18 protein-coding genes and 1 tRNA gene are annotated in these 15,857 nt (G+C 65.7%); 10 read left to right on the forward strand and 9 right to left on the reverse strand.

Translation table 11 applies throughout. The features are described from left to right. The first annotated feature begins 14 nt into the window (after positions 1-14). Positions 15-1,016, forward strand: coding sequence for an SDR family oxidoreductase (locus N5K27_RS23005; RefSeq protein ID WP_132979999.1), 1,002 nt, complete (start codon positions 15-17; stop codon positions 1,014-1,016). Between the two features lie 25 nt (positions 1,017-1,041). On the opposite strand, the gene N5K27_RS23010 is transcribed toward N5K27_RS23005, so the two are convergent. Continuing rightward, positions 1,042-1,674: a UdgX family uracil-DNA binding protein gene (locus N5K27_RS23010; RefSeq protein ID WP_279819325.1), complete on the reverse strand. Its 633-nt coding sequence runs from the start codon at positions 1,672-1,674 to the stop codon at positions 1,042-1,044. Positions 1,675-1,802: 128 nt separating this feature from the next. Between N5K27_RS23010 and N5K27_RS23015 the strand changes: the two genes are divergently transcribed. Then, positions 1,803-2,126, forward strand: a complete 324-nt coding sequence (locus N5K27_RS23015; protein WP_132979997.1) for a metalloregulator ArsR/SmtB family transcription factor — start codon at positions 1,803-1,805, stop codon at positions 2,124-2,126. Then, positions 2,123-2,554 carry an SRPBCC domain-containing protein gene (locus tag N5K27_RS23020; protein ID WP_132979996.1) on the forward strand — a complete coding sequence of 144 codons (432 nt, stop codon included), beginning with the start codon at positions 2,123-2,125 and terminating at the stop codon, positions 2,552-2,554. Before N5K27_RS23015 ends, N5K27_RS23020 begins: the two co-directional genes overlap by 4 nt. 276 nt (positions 2,555-2,830) lie before the next feature. Here the strand turns inward: N5K27_RS23020 and N5K27_RS23025 are convergent. From N5K27_RS23025 to N5K27_RS23040, 4 genes are all read right to left on the reverse strand, one after another. After that, a tRNA-Leu gene (locus N5K27_RS23025) sits at positions 2,831-2,915 on the reverse strand. 51 nt (positions 2,916-2,966) lie between these two features. Then, positions 2,967-3,383 (reverse strand): preprotein translocase subunit SecG, encoded by a 417-nt coding sequence (gene secG / locus N5K27_RS23030; RefSeq protein ID WP_279819246.1) that lies wholly within the window; start codon positions 3,381-3,383, stop codon positions 2,967-2,969. Further along, entirely contained in the window at positions 3,384-4,163 is a 780-nt protein-coding gene (gene tpiA, locus N5K27_RS23035; RefSeq protein ID WP_279819249.1) for a triose-phosphate isomerase, read from the reverse strand. A gap of 124 nt (positions 4,164-4,287) precedes the next feature. Next, the gene (locus N5K27_RS23040; protein ID WP_279819252.1) at positions 4,288-5,265 is read right to left on the reverse strand and encodes an NAD(P)H-quinone oxidoreductase; all 978 of its coding nucleotides are present in this window, start codon (positions 5,263-5,265) and stop codon (positions 4,288-4,290) included. A 240-nt stretch (positions 5,266-5,505) separates the two neighbouring features. Here N5K27_RS23040 and N5K27_RS23045 point away from each other — a divergent pair, with 240 nt between their 5' ends. From N5K27_RS23045 to N5K27_RS23055, 3 genes are read left to right on the forward strand one after another with little or no spacing between them, the layout of a single operon-like run. Beyond that, a complete protein-coding gene (locus N5K27_RS23045) occupies positions 5,506-5,922 on the forward strand; it encodes a RidA family protein (RefSeq protein WP_087839401.1) in 417 nt (138 codons plus the stop codon). 34 nt (positions 5,923-5,956) lie between these two features. Next, the gene (locus tag N5K27_RS23050) at positions 5,957-6,964 is read left to right on the forward strand and encodes an amidohydrolase family protein (protein ID WP_176400767.1); all 1,008 of its coding nucleotides are present in this window, start codon (positions 5,957-5,959) and stop codon (positions 6,962-6,964) included. Between the two features lie 28 nt (positions 6,965-6,992). Further along, positions 6,993-7,982, forward strand: coding sequence for a tripartite tricarboxylate transporter substrate binding protein (locus tag N5K27_RS23055; protein ID WP_279819258.1), 990 nt, complete (start codon positions 6,993-6,995; stop codon positions 7,980-7,982). A 110-nt stretch (positions 7,983-8,092) separates the two neighbouring features. Here the strand turns inward: N5K27_RS23055 and N5K27_RS23060 are convergent, their stop codons facing one another. Further along, positions 8,093-8,716: a TetR/AcrR family transcriptional regulator gene (locus N5K27_RS23060; RefSeq protein ID WP_176400766.1), complete on the reverse strand. Its 624-nt coding sequence runs from the start codon at positions 8,714-8,716 to the stop codon at positions 8,093-8,095. Between the two features lie 177 nt (positions 8,717-8,893). Here N5K27_RS23060 and N5K27_RS23065 point away from each other — a divergent pair, with 177 nt between their 5' ends. Next, positions 8,894-9,883: a dihydrodipicolinate synthase family protein gene (locus tag N5K27_RS23065; protein WP_279819264.1), complete on the forward strand. Its 990-nt coding sequence runs from the start codon at positions 8,894-8,896 to the stop codon at positions 9,881-9,883. A 38-nt stretch (positions 9,884-9,921) separates the two neighbouring features. After that, a complete protein-coding gene (locus N5K27_RS23070) occupies positions 9,922-10,884 on the forward strand; it encodes a tripartite tricarboxylate transporter substrate binding protein (protein WP_087839398.1) in 963 nt (320 codons plus the stop codon). A gap of 50 nt (positions 10,885-10,934) precedes the next feature. Here N5K27_RS23070 and N5K27_RS23075 read toward each other — a convergent pair whose 3' ends face one another. From N5K27_RS23075 to N5K27_RS23085, 3 genes are read right to left on the reverse strand one after another with little or no spacing between them, the layout of a single operon-like run. Next, positions 10,935-11,996 (reverse strand): porin, encoded by a 1,062-nt coding sequence (locus N5K27_RS23075; protein WP_279819268.1) that lies wholly within the window; start codon positions 11,994-11,996, stop codon positions 10,935-10,937. 53 nt (positions 11,997-12,049) lie between these two features. After that, positions 12,050-13,006, reverse strand: coding sequence for a tripartite tricarboxylate transporter substrate binding protein (locus N5K27_RS23080; protein WP_279819270.1), 957 nt, complete (start codon positions 13,004-13,006; stop codon positions 12,050-12,052). A gap of 46 nt (positions 13,007-13,052) precedes the next feature. Next, the gene (locus N5K27_RS23085; protein WP_279819272.1) at positions 13,053-14,093 is read right to left on the reverse strand and encodes a 2-oxoglutarate and iron-dependent oxygenase domain-containing protein; all 1,041 of its coding nucleotides are present in this window, start codon (positions 14,091-14,093) and stop codon (positions 13,053-13,055) included. Positions 14,094-14,238: 145 nt separating this feature from the next. On the opposite strand from N5K27_RS23085, the gene N5K27_RS23090 reads away from it, so the two are divergent. Next, positions 14,239-15,231, forward strand: coding sequence for a LysR family transcriptional regulator (locus N5K27_RS23090; protein WP_087839394.1), 993 nt, complete (start codon positions 14,239-14,241; stop codon positions 15,229-15,231). Between the two features lie 140 nt (positions 15,232-15,371). After that, positions 15,372-15,851, forward strand: coding sequence for a GNAT family N-acetyltransferase (locus N5K27_RS23095; RefSeq protein WP_279819275.1), 480 nt, complete (start codon positions 15,372-15,374; stop codon positions 15,849-15,851). Positions 15,852-15,857: the final 6 nt, after the last annotated feature.

Raw genomic sequence — 15,857 nt, forward strand, 5'->3', positions numbered from 1 at the left:
CAAGGAGCGTCCCCATGAAATATCGCCTGAAAAAACTGTCGGACCAGGTCGTCGTCATTACCGGCGCCAGCAGCGGGATAGGCCTGGCCACGGCCCGCGAGGCCGCGCGGCGCGGCGCCCGCCTGGTACTGGCCTGCCGCGACCAGGAGCGCCTGAACACGCTGGTCGAGGAACTTCGTGCTGACGGCGGCCAGGCCATTGCCGTGCAGATGGACGTCGGCAAGCGTGAAGACCACGAACGGTTGCTGCAGGCGGCGCTGGAAGCCCATGGCACCGTGGATACCTGGATCAACAACGCCGGCGTTTCGATCTTCGGCAGGATCGAGGACGTGCCGGTCGAAGACCAGCGCAAACTCTTCGACACGAATTACTGGGGCGTGGTCTACGGCTCCATCGTGGCCGTGGGACATCTGCGCGAACATGGCGGCGCCCTGATCAACGTGGGCAGCGAAGTGTCGGACCGCGCCGTGCCGCTGCAAGGCGCGTATTCCGCCTCCAAGCACGCGGTCAAGGGCTTCACCGATGCGCTGCGCATGGAGCTGGAAAACGAAGGCGCGCCCGTCTCGGTCACGCTGATCAAGCCGGCATCCATCGCGACGGGCTTCACCGCCCATGCCCGCAATTACATGGACGTCGAACCGCGCCTGCCGCCCCCGGTCTACGCTCCCGAGGTAGCGGCCCGCGCCATCCTGTACGCCGCAGAGCATCCGCGCCGCGACCTTTACGTAGGCAGCGCCGCCAAGGCGATCGGACAATTCGGGCAGCGCATGCCCGGCCTGGCCGACCGCATGGGGAGTTGGCTGATCAAGCACCAGCGCACCGGCATCCCATCCCGCTCGCGAGACGATGGGCTGGAATCCCCGGGCCGGGACGATACTCCCGCCTATCCCCAACGCGGGCGGCGCCATAGCGCCTATACGCACATGGCGACCCGTGGCCGCGCGCCCATGCTGGCCGCCTGCGCGGTGGTACTGGTGGGTGCCGTGCTGGGAGTTGCCCACGCCCGGCGGTCCTGAACCCTGCCTACGCCGGAGGCTTCGGCTACGCCCGTGCGCGCGCCAGCCGGCTTGCCTGCCTGAGCGCGGAGACGATGGTGTCGTAGGCCTGCTTGCGAGCGCTCTCATCGGGCGCACGCAACGCATACGAAGGATGGTAGGTGGGCACGATCAACCGCCCTTCCCATTCCAGCACGTCGCCCAGCTTGTCGCGCAGGCCCGAGCGATAGTCATGCAACACCGACTTGAGCGCCGTCGCGCCCAGCGCCACCACGACGCGCGGATCCACGGCCTCGTACTCCTTCTCCAGCCAATAGCGGCAAGCCTCGATTTCGCGCTGTCCGGGGGTCTTGTGCATGCGCCGCTTGCCGCGCTGCGCCCACTTGAAATGCTTGACCGCGTTGGTCACGAATACCTCGTCCCGGTCCACCCCCGCCTCGGCCAGGGCCGCATCCAGCAACGCACCGGCGGGCCCCACGAAGGGCCGGCCCGCCAGGTCTTCCTTGTCGCCCGGCTGCTCGCCCACCATCATGATGGGCGCATGGCGCGGGCCTTCGCCGCCGACCCCTTGCGTGGCGTCGTGCCACAGCCGGCAACGCCGGCAGGCTTCCAGCGTGGCCGGATGCTGGTCCGGCACCACCAGCACCTCGGACAAATCGGCTTCGGCATGCGTGCTCATCGTCTGCTCCCGGGTCGTCAGCTCGACCGGCGCAAGTCCCATGCCCAGCACGGCAAGGATGGGTTGTTGACGAATTCATAGCCAAGTAGTTATTATTTATTCATAACTACATGGTTATTTATTAACCCATGACCACTTCTCAAGACCTGCTCTTCAGGACCCTTGCCGATCCCACCCGGCGCGCCCTTTTCGAACACCTGTGCCACCACGGCGAACAGACCGTTGCGGCGTTGACCGCCCAGGCCGGCGTCTCGCAGCCGGCCGTATCGAAGCACCTGCGTTTGCTGAAACAGGCCGGCCTCGTACTCGATCGCCATGAGGGACGCCAGACGCACTACAGCGCCCGGCGCCGCGCACTCGTTCCGCTGCTCGACTGGACCAGCCAGATGGCCGGGTTCTGGGAACAGCGATTCGATGATCTTGAAAACCTACTCAACAGGATGGACCAATGAGCGATACTCCGACCGAAACCCGCTCCGTCGTCGTCGAGCGCGAATTCCCCCACCCGCCGGACCGGCTCTGGCGCGCGTTGACCCAGCCGCACCTGATCGAGGAATGGCTGATGAAGAATGACTTCCACCCCGCCGTGGGCCACCGCTTCAAGCTCCAGGGCGAATGGGGCGGCACGCTGGATTGCGAGGTACTGGTCGTCGAGCCGGACAAGGCGCTGTCCTATACCTGGAACTTCACGCACGCCGATCCAGCCTTCGCTTTGCGCAGCGTCGTTACCTTCACGCTCACGCCCACCGGCACGGGCACCCGCCTGCGCATGGAACAGGCCGGCTTCCGCCCCGACCAGAAGCAGGCATACGGCGGCGCCAGGGCCGGATGGCCGCAGTTCTTCGAGAAACTGCAACAGGTATTGGAGAAATCGGCTTGAAGCCAAGGGCGCGGTCAAATGGAACTCGCACGATGGCCAGTTCGGCCAGGCCCAGTTAGCCGACCGGGTGGCACAGGCCAGCCAGTTGCCGGGGAGCGGCTGTAGGCGAACATCCCGTGACGGCAAGAAAGGCCCCCACGCTTCCCGCTACGCGGCGGCGCTGCCCCCCCGAGGGGGCGCTTTTTTGCCTTGGGGCGGCCCGGCGGCAAAAAAACCCGCACATCTCGTAAGGAATGTGCGGGTTTTTGATATGCCAGGGATGTCCTGGAAAAATCCTGGTGCCGTCGGCGAGACTCGAACTCGCACAGCTTTCGCCACTACCCCCTCAAGATAGCGTGTCTACCAATTTCACCACGACGGCTTGCGTGAGCCCGCTAGTATATAACATTTGCGGGCTCCTCAGAGAACTGCCTTAGTTTTTCTGCGGGGGCGCCTCGGGCTGCGCGGGCGCGGCCGGCGGGGTAGCGGGCACGGACGGGACCGACGCGTCGGGCGCGGCCGGAGCCGGTGCGGGCGTACTGCCGGGAACGGCGGGCACCGACAGGTCGCTGGGATGGTTCTCCATCACACCGCCCTGCGAGGCGGCGGGGGCCGGACGGCCCAGATAGGCCAGCGCGGCAGTGGAGATGAAGAAGACGACCGCCGCCCACTTGGTGGTGCGCGACAGGAAGTTGGCCGCGCCGGCGGCGCCGAACAGGCTGCCGGCGGAGCCGCCGCCGAAGGCGGAGCCCATGTCGGCGCCCTTGCCCTGTTGCAGCAGGACCAGGACGATGATCGTCAGGGCGGAAATGACCTGCACGATCAGCAGGACGGTAAGCATTACGGACATTCAAGCACTCCGGGTTGTCGCGCCCGCCTCGGCGATGCGCAGGAAGTCTTCGGCCACCAGCGAGGCGCCGCCTATCAGGCCGCCGTCGATGTCGGGCATGACGAACAGCTCGGCCGCGTTGGCCGCCTTGACGCTGCCGCCGTACAGCACGCGCACGCCGGCGCAGTCGACGCCCCGCAGCGCGGCCCGGATGGCGGCATGCACTTCCTGGGCCTGCCCGGGACTGGCGGTCTTGCCTGTGCCGATCGCCCAAACGGGCTCGTAGGCGATGACCATGGCGGCCACGGCTTCGCGGCCCAGGGCTAGCACCGGCTCGAGCTGTTCGTCGATGACAGCCAGGGTGCGGCCGGCTTCGCGCTCGGCCAGGGTCTCGCCCACGCAGACGACGGGAGTCAGGCCGGCGGCCAACGCGGCCTTGGCCTTGTCGGCCACGAGCTGGCTGGTTTCGCCGTGCAGGCTGCGCCGCTCGGAATGGCCGGCCAGCACGTAGCGGCAGCCGAATTCGGCCAGCATCGCGCCTGACACCTCGCCAGTGTAGGCGCCCTGGGCATGGACGCTGATGTCCTGGGCGCCCCAGGCGATGTCGGAATCGGTCAGCGCCGACTCGGCCTGGGCCAGGTAGGGAAACGGCACGCAGACGCCGACGTCGCAGGCGGCGGCGCCGGAGGACTGGTTCCAGCCGCTGCGTATGGCCGAGAGCAGCTGGCCGTTGGCGGCCAGGCTGCCGTGCATCTTCCAGTTGCCGAGCACCAGGCGGCGGATATTCTGTTTAGTTGCCATCGACAAGAATCGAAAAATGCCCGCGTGGACAAAAATATGCGGGCAAAACCTCGATTGTATCGGCTCCAGCGCACCGCTGCAGCCAATGTCGTAAAAAATGCCGGGCGCGCGAAGCGCTTAGGGGCTAAACCGTCAGCACGATCTTGCCGACATGCTCGCCCGACTCCATCATGGCATGGGCCTTGTCCGCCTCGCGCAGCGGGAAGGTGGCATAGACTACGGGCTTCAGCCGCCCGGACTCGAACAGCGGCCAGACGTTCTGGCGCAGCGCGGCGGCGACCTCGCCCTTGAACTGGGCCGAGCGCGGGCGCAGCGTGGAGCCGGTGATGGTCAGGCGCCGGCTCAGCACGCGGGCAAAGTCGATCTCGCCCTTCGCGCCGCCCAGCAGCGCGATCAGCACGATGCGGCCGTCCTCGGCCAGGCAATGGATGTCACGGGCGACGTAGTCGCCGGCCACCATGTCCAGGATCACGTCCACGCCCCGGCCGTCGGTCAGGCGCTTGATTTCCCGCACGAAATCCTGGGTGCGGTAGTTGATCCCGGCGGTCGCGCCGAGTTTCTCGACGGCGGCGACGCGCTCGTCGCTGCCCACCGTGGCATACACCGGATGGCCCAGGGCCTTGGCCAGTTGCACGGCCGTGGTGCCGATACCGCTCGCGCCGCCGTGCACCAGCAGCGATTCCTGCCCCGACAGCCGGCCGCGCATGAAGACGTTGCTCCATACGGTGAAGTAGGTCTCGGGCAGGCCGGCGGCCTCGACCATGCTCAGCCCCTTGGGCACGGGCAGGCACTGGGTGGCCGGCACGGTGCAGTATTCGGCGTAGCCACCGCCATTGACCAGCGCGCAGACCGCGTCGCCCACGGCGAAACCGGAGGCGCCCTCGCCCAGCGCGGCCACGGTGCCGGCCACTTCCAGCCCGGGCAGGTCGGAGGCGCCCGGAGGCGGCGGGTAGGTGCCGCGGCGCTGCGCCACGTCGGGCCGGTTGACGCCGGCGGCGGCAACCTGGATCAGGATTTCGCCGGCGCCGGGCACTGGCGTGGGGCGCTCGGCGGCTTGCAGGACTTCGGGCCCGCCGGGGCGGGAGATTTCGATGGCGATCATGGCGCGGCTTCCCGTTTTTCTGGTCTGAAGGCGGTCATCATATACGGCTATGCCACCCCTACTCCTATCAGGGTCTTGGGGCCCGCGAAGCGGCATGCGTCCTCCGTGGAGCCACCATAGCCAAGTCGAATACCGGCGACGGATAAATTCATTCTCTTTTCGGTAAAGGATTGCCTAGACTTGCACCGGTCAGTATTCCGCCCGCATCCCCTCCGGGCGCATCCCCACAAGAGAGTAGACATGAGCACACAAGCCAAAGTCGTCGAAGGCAAGGCCACTCCCCGCGGCAAGTATCCCCACATCAAGCGCGCCGGCGATTTCCTGTTCGTCTCGGGCACCAGTTCGCGCCGTTCCGACAACTCGCTGGCCGGCGTGGAAGTGGACGCCATGGGCACGACCAAGTTCGACATCCGCGCCCAGACCCGCGCGGTGCTGGAAAACATCCGCGACATCCTGGGCACCGCCGGGGCCTCGCTGTCCGACGTCGTCGAGATCGGCACCTTCCTGGTCGACATGAGCGACTTCGGTGGCTACAACGAGGTCTACGGCGAATTCTTCGACTACGACGGCCCGGCCCGCACCACGGTGGCCGTGCACCAGCTGCCCCACCCGCACCTGCGCATCGAGATCAAGGCGGTCGCCTACAAGCCGCTCTGATCCCGCCACGACAACACCAGACATCAAGCCCATCATGAAAATCGACATGCACGCCCACCACTTCCCGCGCATCACGCGGGAAGAAGCCGCCGCCCTGAGCGTCGAGCGCGCGCCCTGGCTGCAGGTGGCGCCGGACGGCAAGACCGGCGACATCATGCGAGCCGACAAACCCTTCCGCCCCGTCTACGACGCGCTGTGGGACCCGCAGGCACGCCTGGCCGAGATGGACGCCCAGGGCGTGGACATCCAGATCACCTGCGCCACGCCCATCATGTTCGGCTACGAGTTCACGCCCGAGAAGGTCCTGCCCTGGGCCCAGCGCATGAACGACCTGGCGCTGGAATTCTGTGCCGCCGCGCCCAAGCGCCTGGTCGCGCTGGCGCAGGTGCCGCTGCAGGACATCGACGCCGCCTGCCGCGAAGCCTCGCGTGCCAAGGCCACGGGCCACCACGGCGTGCAGATCGGCAACCACCTGGGCGACCGCGACCTCGATGACGAGGGTCTGGTCACGTTCCTGCAGCACTGCGCGAACGAAGGCATCCCGCTGCTGGTGCATCCGTGGGACATGATGGGCGGCAACCGCATGAAGCAATGGATGCTGCCCTGGCTCGTGGCCATGCCCGCCGAAACGCAGCTGGGCATCCTGTCGCTGATCCTGTCGGGCGCCTTCGAGCGCATCCCCGAATCGCTGAAGATCTGCTTCGCCCACGGCGGCGGCTCGTTCGCCTTCATGCTGGGCCGCGTGGACAACGCCTGGAAGCATCGCGACATCATCCGCAAGGACTGCCCGCGCCTGCCCTCGGAATACGTCAAGCGCTTCTACGTCGACTCGGCCGTGTTCGATCCGGGCGCGCTGCGCCTGCTGGCCGACGTGATGGGCACCGACCGCATCATGCTGGGCTCGGACTATCCCTTCCCGCTGGGCGAACAGTCCATCGGCAAGCTGGTGGCCGAACAGCCCGGCTTCAGCGACGCCGACAAGCGCGCGATCTACGCCGACAACGCGGTCGAATTCTTCGGCCTGCAAGCCCTGGTACGCTGACCTCTTCCCACCCCCACAAGGAAATGCCATGAGTTTCGTCACTGCGTTGCGGCGCACATCGGTCGCTATGGCCGCCGGCCTGGCCCTGGCCGGCGCGAGTATGCATAGCGCCCATGCCGAATACCCCGAGCGGCCGATCCGCCTGATCGTCCCCTCGCCCCCGGGCGACGGATCGGACGTCCTTGCCCGCAACGTAGGCAAGGCCATGGGCGAAGTGTTGGGTCAGAGCCTGGTGATCGAAAACAAGCCAGGCGCAGGCGGCAGCATCGCCTCGGACATCACCGCCAAGGCAGCCGCCGACGGTTATACGGTGCTGCTGGGCAACGCCAGTACCCACGCCGTCACGCCGGGGCTCTATAGCAAGCTGCCCTATGATTCCGAGAAAGCCTTCAGCACCGTCTCGCTGCTGGCCAGCGCGCCCAATGTGCTGGTCGTCAACCCCGCGCTGCCGGTCAAGAACATCGGCGAGTTCATTGCCTACGCCAAGGCCAACCCCGGCAAGCTCAACGTCGGATCGGGCGGCAATGGTAGCCTGTCGCACCTCTCGGCCATTCTCTTCAACTCCATGGCCGGCATAGATATCCCGCACGTACCCTACAAAGGCGCTGCGCCTGCCGTCACCGCCGTCATGGGCGGGGAAATCTCGGCGCTGATGATCAACATCCCGACCGTGTCGCAGCAAATCCAGGCCGGCAAGCTGCGGGCGCTGGCGGTCAGCAGCCTGGAGCGTTCACCGGCGTTGCCCGACGTGCCGACGCTGAACGAGTCGGGGCTCAAGGGCTACAACACCGAAGCCTGGTTCGGCCTGTTCGTGCCGGCCGGAACCCCGGCCCCGGCCATCGCCAAACTGCAATCGGCCGCCGCCGCGGCGCTCAAGAACGAAGCGGTGCTGACCAACATCCGCAACATGGGCGCGGTGCCCAAGGACCTGAAAGGTCAAGCCTTCGCCGATTTCGTCAAGGCCGAAGCCACCAAATACCGGGCCATCATCAAGCAGGCCGACGTACGGATTGACTAGCCGGAGGAGGGCTTCGTCATCCATCCAGGCCGCGGCTGCTGAGCCGCGGCCTGCGGCCCTCCGCCACGCCGGTGGCGTAAGACATCATGGACACGCGTCGCGCCGTCGGCTCAACGCACCGTCTCGCCAAGTCCCCTCCCATATGACGCGAAGGTCCGCTGCAAGGTTTCGATACCCTGCGCGAGGTCCGGCTCATCGGCACTTAGCCACAGGCGAATCTCGCCCGAATACAGGAAAAAGAACACTTTTGCGACCTGCTCCGGACTTTCGGTGGTCCGGATCCTTCCCCGCCTGATCGCCTCCTTCGCCAAGTCCTCCAGACCGGCCATGATGCGCTGCCGGTTCGCCAAATACTGAGCAGCCTGCCTGCCCTCTGAAAAGAACACCAATTCACGCAGCAGGATCTTGGCGAGCGCTGCGCGGGAATGAAAGACCTGATAGAAATGTGCGAACACCGCCGCCGCCTGCGCGCTCAATGTCTTGCGCCGGTCGACCCGGGCAAACGCTTCATCGACCATCACGTCCAGCGCATCGTTGAAAATCAGGAACAGCAGATCCCGCTTGTCCACCGCATACATGAACAGGGTGCCGATTCCTACGTCCGCCCGCTCGGCAATCTCCCGAGTCGTCGTCGCATCGAAGCCTTGCTGTTCGAATAATTCTTGCGCCGCGCGTCGAATGCGGTCGAGCTTTTCGAGCTTGTTGCGCTCGCGCAGTCCCAGCTTGGGGCTCACGCCTGCAGTGTGCTTGTCCATAGGTTCTAAATAGCGGCCGCGCCCAGGATACCAGACCCTCTGCGCGGCTCTCCCGGGCCATCTTCCTTGATTAGGTGGAAATACCAATCTTCACAAAAACCGACTGTGCTCATAATTGTAGTCACTACAAATTTCTGTAGGGAAATGGAGATGGTGATGGAGAAAACCCTGGGTGACGTGTGCTATGCAGCAGTGCTACTGCCATTTACGGAAGACCTCAAGGTGGACGAGTCGGCGTACCGGAAATTCCTGCAGAATTTCCTGAAGAACGACCGCTTTCGCGCACGGGGTGGACTCTGCATCAATCCCGAGGCGGGCGAGATTTTCACGTTGACCCGCGAGGAAAAAAGACGCGTGCTCGAAATTGCGGTCGAAGAAAACAATGGCGCGGTACCCTTGATCGCGGGCACGTGGGCGCTGACAACTGCAGAAGTCGTCGAGACCGCCCGAGACGCCAAGGCGCTGGGCGTGGACGGCATTTTCGTCACCCCCCCTGGGGGAGCTCAAGACATCACCTCGTGCTGGGACGCGGACAAGTATCCCGAGGTCTGGGCCGATCAGATCAAGGCGCAGGACCGGGCGGTCGACCTGCCCATCATCACTCATCCTGTTTCCGGGTCGGCAGCCCCCTTCACGCCGGGCCTGCCGGTCGAGGCAACGCTGGCCATCTGTCGAGAAATACCGAATATCGTGGGCTGGAAAATGACCTATGGCTACGAGGGCTACCGCATCGTAGGCAAAGCCTTGCGAACGCTGCCCCGGCGCGTATCGGTCATGGCGGCCCTGGCTTCACGTTTCCATGAATACCGGGCGACGGATCTCTTCGACGGCACGCTCAGCGGTTTCTGGAATTACGGAATGGAAAACATGTTGGATCACCTGGACGCCTGGGACCAGCGGGATCTTGAACGCGCGTGCCGGATCTGGCAGGGAGGCCTCTCGCAACTTCACGAATACGTAGCCGACATGGGGCGGCTGCACGTGCGCTACAAGGTCGCGACGTGGCTGCGGGGGCTGATCCCCAATCCTTTCATGCGGCCACCGATGCCCGCACCTAAGAAAGCGGAGATAGAGACCATCTACAAGCTGCTGCAGGAAGCCGGCTTCTCGGTAATCGACAGGAAGGATGCCATGCGCCTGGCCTGATCGGACAAAACGAACGACAACACCAATAGGAGACAAGCATGAGACCCAAGTTTGCCCGGCTTGGCCTGTCCGCCGCGTTGGGGATTGCCGCTACGGCACTCACGGTTCACGCCGCCCCTCAGCCCTACCCGACCAAGCCTATCAACATCGTCACGCCGCTTCCCGCCGGGTCGACCGTAGACGTTTTGGCGAGAGCGTTCGCGCAACAGCTGAGCCAACGCCTCAAGACGCCCGTGGTGGTGGAGACCAAAGCGGGTGCGGGTCTCATGTTGGCCATGCAAAATGTAGCAAACGCGCCTGCCGACGGTTATACCCTGGCCTTCACGCCGGCGACGCCGCTGTCGATACAGACCCATCGTCACAAGAATGCCGGCTACACACTCGAATCGTTCGTACCGCTATGCCAGACGTTCGAGAACATTTTCTATCTCGCCGCGTCGCCTGGCTCGGACATTAAAGATATCCGGGCACTGGTCGACAGGCTGAAGAAGGATCCCGGCCGATTCAGCTACGGACATTCGGGCATAGGTTCAGCTCCGCACTTGATGACGGAGGAATTCCTGCGGGACCTCAACGTCCGAGCAACCGAAATTTCCTATCGTGGCGAGACGGCCTTGCTCCCGGATCTCACCTCGGGACAGATCGACGGAGGGCTCGTCACCACCTCAGTGCTGCTCCAGCACAACTACCGACCGCTCGTCGTGTTCAGTACGGCGCGGACCAAGGAGTTCCCCGACGTGCCGACGACCGCCGAATTGGGCTCCAAGGTCCACTCATCCACCTATGGCGGCATCTTTATACGCAAGGACGTGCCGCAAGACGTACTCGTCACGCTCGAAGGAGCATGCCGCGACATCGTCAGCAGCCCCTCCTATCAACAAATGGCGGACCAGTTGCAGCAGACTGCCACGTATCTGGATAGGCCGGCGTTCAGCCGGCGGGTGGCGGCCGATCATGCTTCAAAGGGGCGCCTGCTGGACGAGTTGAAGCTGAAAGACTAGCCGTGCCCGTCCAGACGTCCGCATCGACCAAGACGCATTCCGCGCACCGGTCAGAACCGGTGCGCGATCCCCATCGCGATCTGCCTGCGCCAGGCATCGCCCGCCGTCGCTCCCGCCGCGGAGAAAAGCCGGAACTCGGTCCGGTTGGCGTACACGTACAGCCAGGTCCGCCTGGACAGGTCGTAGACATAGGCCAGGCCGTAGTTCTCGATCTTCGAACCGGTCGTCCGCTGGTATCCCAGCAGCACCCTCCCCGCTCCCACCGGCACCTTCACGCCAACCTGATAGGCATGGTCGCGATCGTGCGTGGCCGCGAAATGGGTCGCCCCGTTGGCCCCCGGATCCACCGTCGGATCGTTCAGCCGGCCGTATCCGCCGTAGAGGGTGAACGCGCCGAAGTCATGGTTCACGCCCACCTGCAGGTTGCTGGGCTTGCCCCGCGCACCGGCGGTGCTGGCGGGCATGACGTACTGGTAGCTGACCGCCGCCTTGAAGCGGCCGCCGTCGTATCGCAGTCCCAGGTCCGCCATCCGGTTGTTGCGGCTGCCGCCGGCGATTTCGGCATCTGCCGTCTGCACGCTGTAGCCCAGGCCGGCCTGCATGCCCGCCCAGCGGGGCGAAAAATAGTAGACGGCGTTGTTGACCCGCGCGGTGGTGCCGAAATCGCCGGTGTTGTAGGCGGCGGTCGTGGTCACCGCGGCCTGCTGGAAACTGGGCCCGAACGGGCTCATCATGCCGGCGGTGAACAGCAGCCCGAGATTGGCCATCCGCCCAAGCTGGATCTCGCCGAGTTGCCGGTTCGACAGCCCCACATGGCTGGCCCGGCCGAACAGTCGCCCGAAAGCCTGCTGCCCGTTGTCGCCCGTGAAGCCGTTCTCCAGCACGAAGTTGGCCTTCCAGCCGTTGCCCAGGTCCTCGGTGCCGCGCAGCCCCCAGCGCGAGGCCACGCTGAGCGAGGGATTGATCGCATTGATCGTACCCTTACCCTGAGTCTTGTCGGACAGGTAGCCATTATCGAAAATCCCGTACATCGTCACGCTGCCCTGGCCCAACGCGGCGGCGCAGGGGACGACGGCCAGCGCGACGCCGGCAAGAGACCGCATCGTGGTCATCGATTTCTCCAATAGAGGAATGGGCGGCGCGGGCAAGCTGCGCCGGAACGCGGCTATTGCGCCTGAAGTCCGGCGATCTCGACCAGGCGGCGGACCTTGGCTTTGTCGGCGGCGATGAAGGCGCGGTATTCCTCGGGCGAACCCTTGTAGAGCTGGGTGCCGTACTCGGCCAGCCGGGCCTTCAGCTCGGCCGAGGCGACGACCTTCTGCAAGGCGCGGCTCAAGGTTTCCTGGATGGCCGCCGGCGTGCCCGCCGCCACATACAGCGCGGTCCAGTTGCCCGCCTTCAGGTCAGGCACGCCCAGTTGCGCGGTCGTCGGCACGCCCGGTACGGAAGCCAGCGGCTGGTCGGACATGACGGCCAGCGCGCGCAGCTTGCCGGCGGCCACTTGCGGGCCGACCACCTGGCTGCTGTCCATCAGCACGTCGATCTGGCCGCCGGCGACGGCCGTGACCGATTCGCCGCTTCCCTTGTACGGGACCTTGACGATGTCCAGGCCATAGCTCGCCTTCAGCGTCTCCATGCCCAGGTGCAGGGTTCCCGCCGCGCCATAGTTCAACACCCCGGGCCGGGCCCGAGCATAGGCGACCAGTTCATCCAGGCTCCGCACCGGCAGGCTGGCCCGCACGACCAGCACCGAAGGCGTGTTCGTGGCCAGGCCCACCGGCGCGAGCTGCTTGTCCGGATCGTAGGGCAGGCTCTTGTACAGCAGGGGATTGACGATCTGCGTACCGACGGTACCCAGCAGCAGCGTGTAGCCGTCGGCCGGATAGCCCAGCATTTCCTTGACCCCCAGTACGCCGCCGGCGCCCCCGCGATTCTCCACGACCACCGTCTGGCCCAGCGCCTCGCCCAGGTTCTTGCCGATCTGCCGGGCGGCGAAATCCGAATTGCCGCCCGCCCCGAAAGGCACGATCAGGCGCAAGGGCCGGTCCGGATATGCCTGGGCCAGCGATGCGCCGGCACAGGAGAACAATACGACCATCCACAACAATCTCGACAAGCGCACGGGAATCTCCTTGGCTGACCACGATCACGTGTCTCCTCCCCCGCCTCTAATCCGCCATGGCGCGCTCCGGGGCAGTGGGATTGATGCGGGCGTAATTGGCCTTCTTGAACTCGCCCCAGACGAAAGGCTTGTCCCGCGGCATGGAGGTATGGAAATCCTCGGGCGCCACATTGGACGGGTCGGGGTTGCGGATCTTGGGCGCGATCACTTCGTCGTAAGTGGGGAACATGAAGAATGGCACCGAATAGCGCTCCTTCCCATAGCGGTTGATGACCCGGTGCGGCGTGGACGAGAAGACCCCGTCGGTCCAGACCTTCATGACCTCGCCGATGTTCAGCACATAGGTGCCGGGAATCGGCGGCACGCCTATCCATTCCCCATCCCGGTTGCGGATCTCCAGGCCGCCGGTCGCGTCCTGGTAGACGAAGGTGAACGCGTCCGTGTCGGTATGGGCGCGGGTCCCCAGGTGGGCGCCGGATTCATCCACCTGCTGCGGCGGGTAGTGGATGATGCGCAGCGCGTTCATGTCCTTGTGGAAATGCTGGCGAATGGCGTCCCTGGGCAGGTCCAGGCCAAGCTCGAACAGCTCGATCATGCTTTCGCCGAACCGGCACATGCGGGCGTGATAGGCCAGCAGCACCTCCTTGAGCGCCGGCAGTTCACGGGGCCAGGGAATGGTTCCGGCCAGGCGCGCGCCGGTCAGCAGGTCCGGGTCGTCGGGATCGAGCGGCCGGCGGAACTGGAAGGCCTCCTGCTTGTTGGCGGTGATCACCCCGCCGCGCTCGGCGTTGCCCTCCCCCTTCGTCAGCATGGGCAGATAACCCTGGAAATGATGGTTCCTGGCCATCGACACCGCGTCCTTGGCCGCCTGCGGCAACGCGAAGAACGCCTTGGCGGCCTCGAAGACGCCGTCGATCTGCGCCTGCGGGATCGGATGATTCTTCAGGTACAGAAAACCGACGGTGGCGCAGGCCTCGGCCAGTTCGTCGGCCAGGCGCTTCCGGGACTGGGGCGTCGCGAATCTTTCGGGCGACATGTCGATGACGGGCACTTCGGAAAAATCCAGCTTGCGGGTGGCGGGCAGCATGTTCGTCTCCACGGATGGCGCCCTGGTGGCGCCTGGTTCGATGTCCATGCGAAGAACTTTAAGTTCGTGGAGATATATTTAAAAATTAAAAAATAAGTTCATCCCATAGGTTATCTTCTATGAAACATCCGCCGAGGCCGCCACGATGTACAAGACCACGACGTTCCGCCAGCTCACCGCCATCGACGCCGTCGCGCGCCTGGGCGGCGTCTCGCGCGCAGCCCAGGCGCTGCACCTGACCCAGCCCACGGTATCGCTGCAATTGCGCCTGCTCGAGGAAGCCGCCGGCGCCGCGCTGGTCCAGCGCTCCGGGCGCGGCCTGCTGCTCACGCCCGCCGGCGAAGTCGTGGCCGGCTACGCCAGCCAGATCCTCGAGCTCTGGCGCCACGCCTCGGACGAAGTCGCCAGCCTGAAGGGCCAGTTGGCCGGCACGCTGCGCGTGGGGGCGCTGATCACCGCCGAGTACCTGTTGCCCCCGCTGCTCGTGGCCTTCAACACCGGCCGGCCCGGCGTGAAGGTCAAGCTCAGCGTGGGTAACCGCGAAGAAGTGGTACGCATGCTGACCCGCCATGAAATCGACATCGCCATCATGGGCAAGCCTCCGGGCGACGTGCGCACGGAATCGCGGGCTTTCGCCAAGCATCCGATGGCCTTCATCGCCTCGCCCCATCATCCGCTGATGGCCAGGCGGGACCTGGCACTGCGCGACCTCTCGGGCGAGAACATCCTCGTGCGCGAACACGGTTCGGGCGCCCACAACACGGCGGAGCGGCTGTTCAAAGAAGCGGGGCTGCGGTTCTCGCCCGGATCGGAGCTGTCCAGCAACGAAGCCATCAAGCAGATGGTGGCGGCGGGCCTGGGCATAGGCTTCCTGTCCCTGCATGCCTGCGCCCTGGAATTCCAGGCGGGCCTGATCGGCCTCTTGCCGCTGCCCGGCAACCCGGTCGAACACGATTGGTACGTGCTGCACCTGTCCACCGCCCGCCTCCCGCCCGTTGCATCGGCCTTCCAGGACTTCCTGGCCGACCACGGCCAGGCGGAGATACGCCGGCAGCTGCGGGCCTTCGACGCGGTGGTGGACCGGCTGCGCGCGAAAGGAGCGCGCCGGCCCCGCGCAAATGCGCGCCCGGCCAAGTGATGGGATCACCAGGATGGTCTAAGCTAGAGGCTTTGCACCCGCACTGGCCGCGGCCCCTTTGCCGGCATGACACCACACGCAACGCCCCCGCTTCCTTTTTCCCCTGTTTCCACGCGGGCGCCCGCCCCGCGCCTGCCGGCATGACCCGGCCCGGCATCCGCCTCGTCGTCGGCGCCTGGGACGACCTGAGACACGACGCCTCGTCCATCCGCCAGGCCGTCTTCGTCCACGAGCAATCGGTCCCGCTGGAACTCGAATACGATGCTGCCGACGCGATCTCGCTGCATGCGGTCGCCTACGACGCCGACGGCACGCCCCTGGGCACGGGCCGGCTGCTGCCGGACGGACACATCGGCCGCATGGCCGTCCACCGCCACGGACGCGGACTGGGCGTGGGCGGCGCCATCCTGGATGCCCTGATCGACGAGGCCCGGCGGCGCGGGCACGGCCGCCTGCTGCTGCACGCGCAGACGCGGGCCCAGGCGTTCTACGAAACGCGCGGCTTCCAGGCCGAAGGAGACGAATTCCTGGAGGCCGGCATCGTGCACGTGCTGATGAGCCTGCGCCTGGACGATCGCGCGCCGGACCTGCCGGCCGAACCGCCGGCGGGAGCGGCTTGAAGGCCG

This window comes from Pigmentiphaga sp. GD03639 (assembly GCF_029845405.1).
GTDB classification, from domain to species: Bacteria; Pseudomonadota; Gammaproteobacteria; order Burkholderiales; family Burkholderiaceae_B; genus Pigmentiphaga; species Pigmentiphaga daeguensis.

Bases quoted from the DNA above. Each gene is read 5' to 3' on its own strand.
- N5K27_RS23085 (WP_279819272.1), bottom strand. From the start codon at position 14,093: ATGCTGCCCGCCACCCGCAAGCTGGATTTTTCCGAAGTGCCCGTCATC.
- N5K27_RS23075 (WP_279819268.1), bottom strand. From the start codon at position 11,996: ATGACCACGATGCGGTCTCTTGCCGGCGTCGCGCTGGCCGTCGTCCCC.
- N5K27_RS23070 (WP_087839398.1), top strand. From the start codon at position 9,922: ATGAGACCCAAGTTTGCCCGGCTTGGCCTGTCCGCCGCGTTGGGGATT.
- N5K27_RS23055 (WP_279819258.1), top strand. From the start codon at position 6,993: ATGAGTTTCGTCACTGCGTTGCGGCGCACATCGGTCGCTATGGCCGCC.
- N5K27_RS23015 (WP_132979997.1), top strand. From the start codon at position 1,803: ATGACCACTTCTCAAGACCTGCTCTTCAGGACCCTTGCCGATCCCACC.
- tpiA (WP_279819249.1), bottom strand. From the start codon at position 4,163: ATGGCAACTAAACAGAATATCCGCCGCCTGGTGCTCGGCAACTGGAAG.
- N5K27_RS23020 (WP_132979996.1), top strand. From the start codon at position 2,123: ATGAGCGATACTCCGACCGAAACCCGCTCCGTCGTCGTCGAGCGCGAA.
- N5K27_RS23005 (WP_132979999.1), top strand. From the start codon at position 15: ATGAAATATCGCCTGAAAAAACTGTCGGACCAGGTCGTCGTCATTACC.
- N5K27_RS23095 (WP_279819275.1), top strand. From the start codon at position 15,372: ATGACCCGGCCCGGCATCCGCCTCGTCGTCGGCGCCTGGGACGACCTG.
- N5K27_RS23090 (WP_087839394.1), top strand. From the start codon at position 14,239: ATGTACAAGACCACGACGTTCCGCCAGCTCACCGCCATCGACGCCGTC.
- N5K27_RS23040 (WP_279819252.1), bottom strand. From the start codon at position 5,265: ATGATCGCCATCGAAATCTCCCGCCCCGGCGGGCCCGAAGTCCTGCAA.
- N5K27_RS23050 (WP_176400767.1), top strand. From the start codon at position 5,957: ATGAAAATCGACATGCACGCCCACCACTTCCCGCGCATCACGCGGGAA.
- secG (WP_279819246.1), bottom strand. From the start codon at position 3,383: ATGTCCGTAATGCTTACCGTCCTGCTGATCGTGCAGGTCATTTCCGCC.
- N5K27_RS23045 (WP_087839401.1), top strand. From the start codon at position 5,506: ATGAGCACACAAGCCAAAGTCGTCGAAGGCAAGGCCACTCCCCGCGGC.
- N5K27_RS23065 (WP_279819264.1), top strand. From the start codon at position 8,894: ATGGAGAAAACCCTGGGTGACGTGTGCTATGCAGCAGTGCTACTGCCA.
- N5K27_RS23010 (WP_279819325.1), bottom strand. From the start codon at position 1,674: ATGAGCACGCATGCCGAAGCCGATTTGTCCGAGGTGCTGGTGGTGCCG.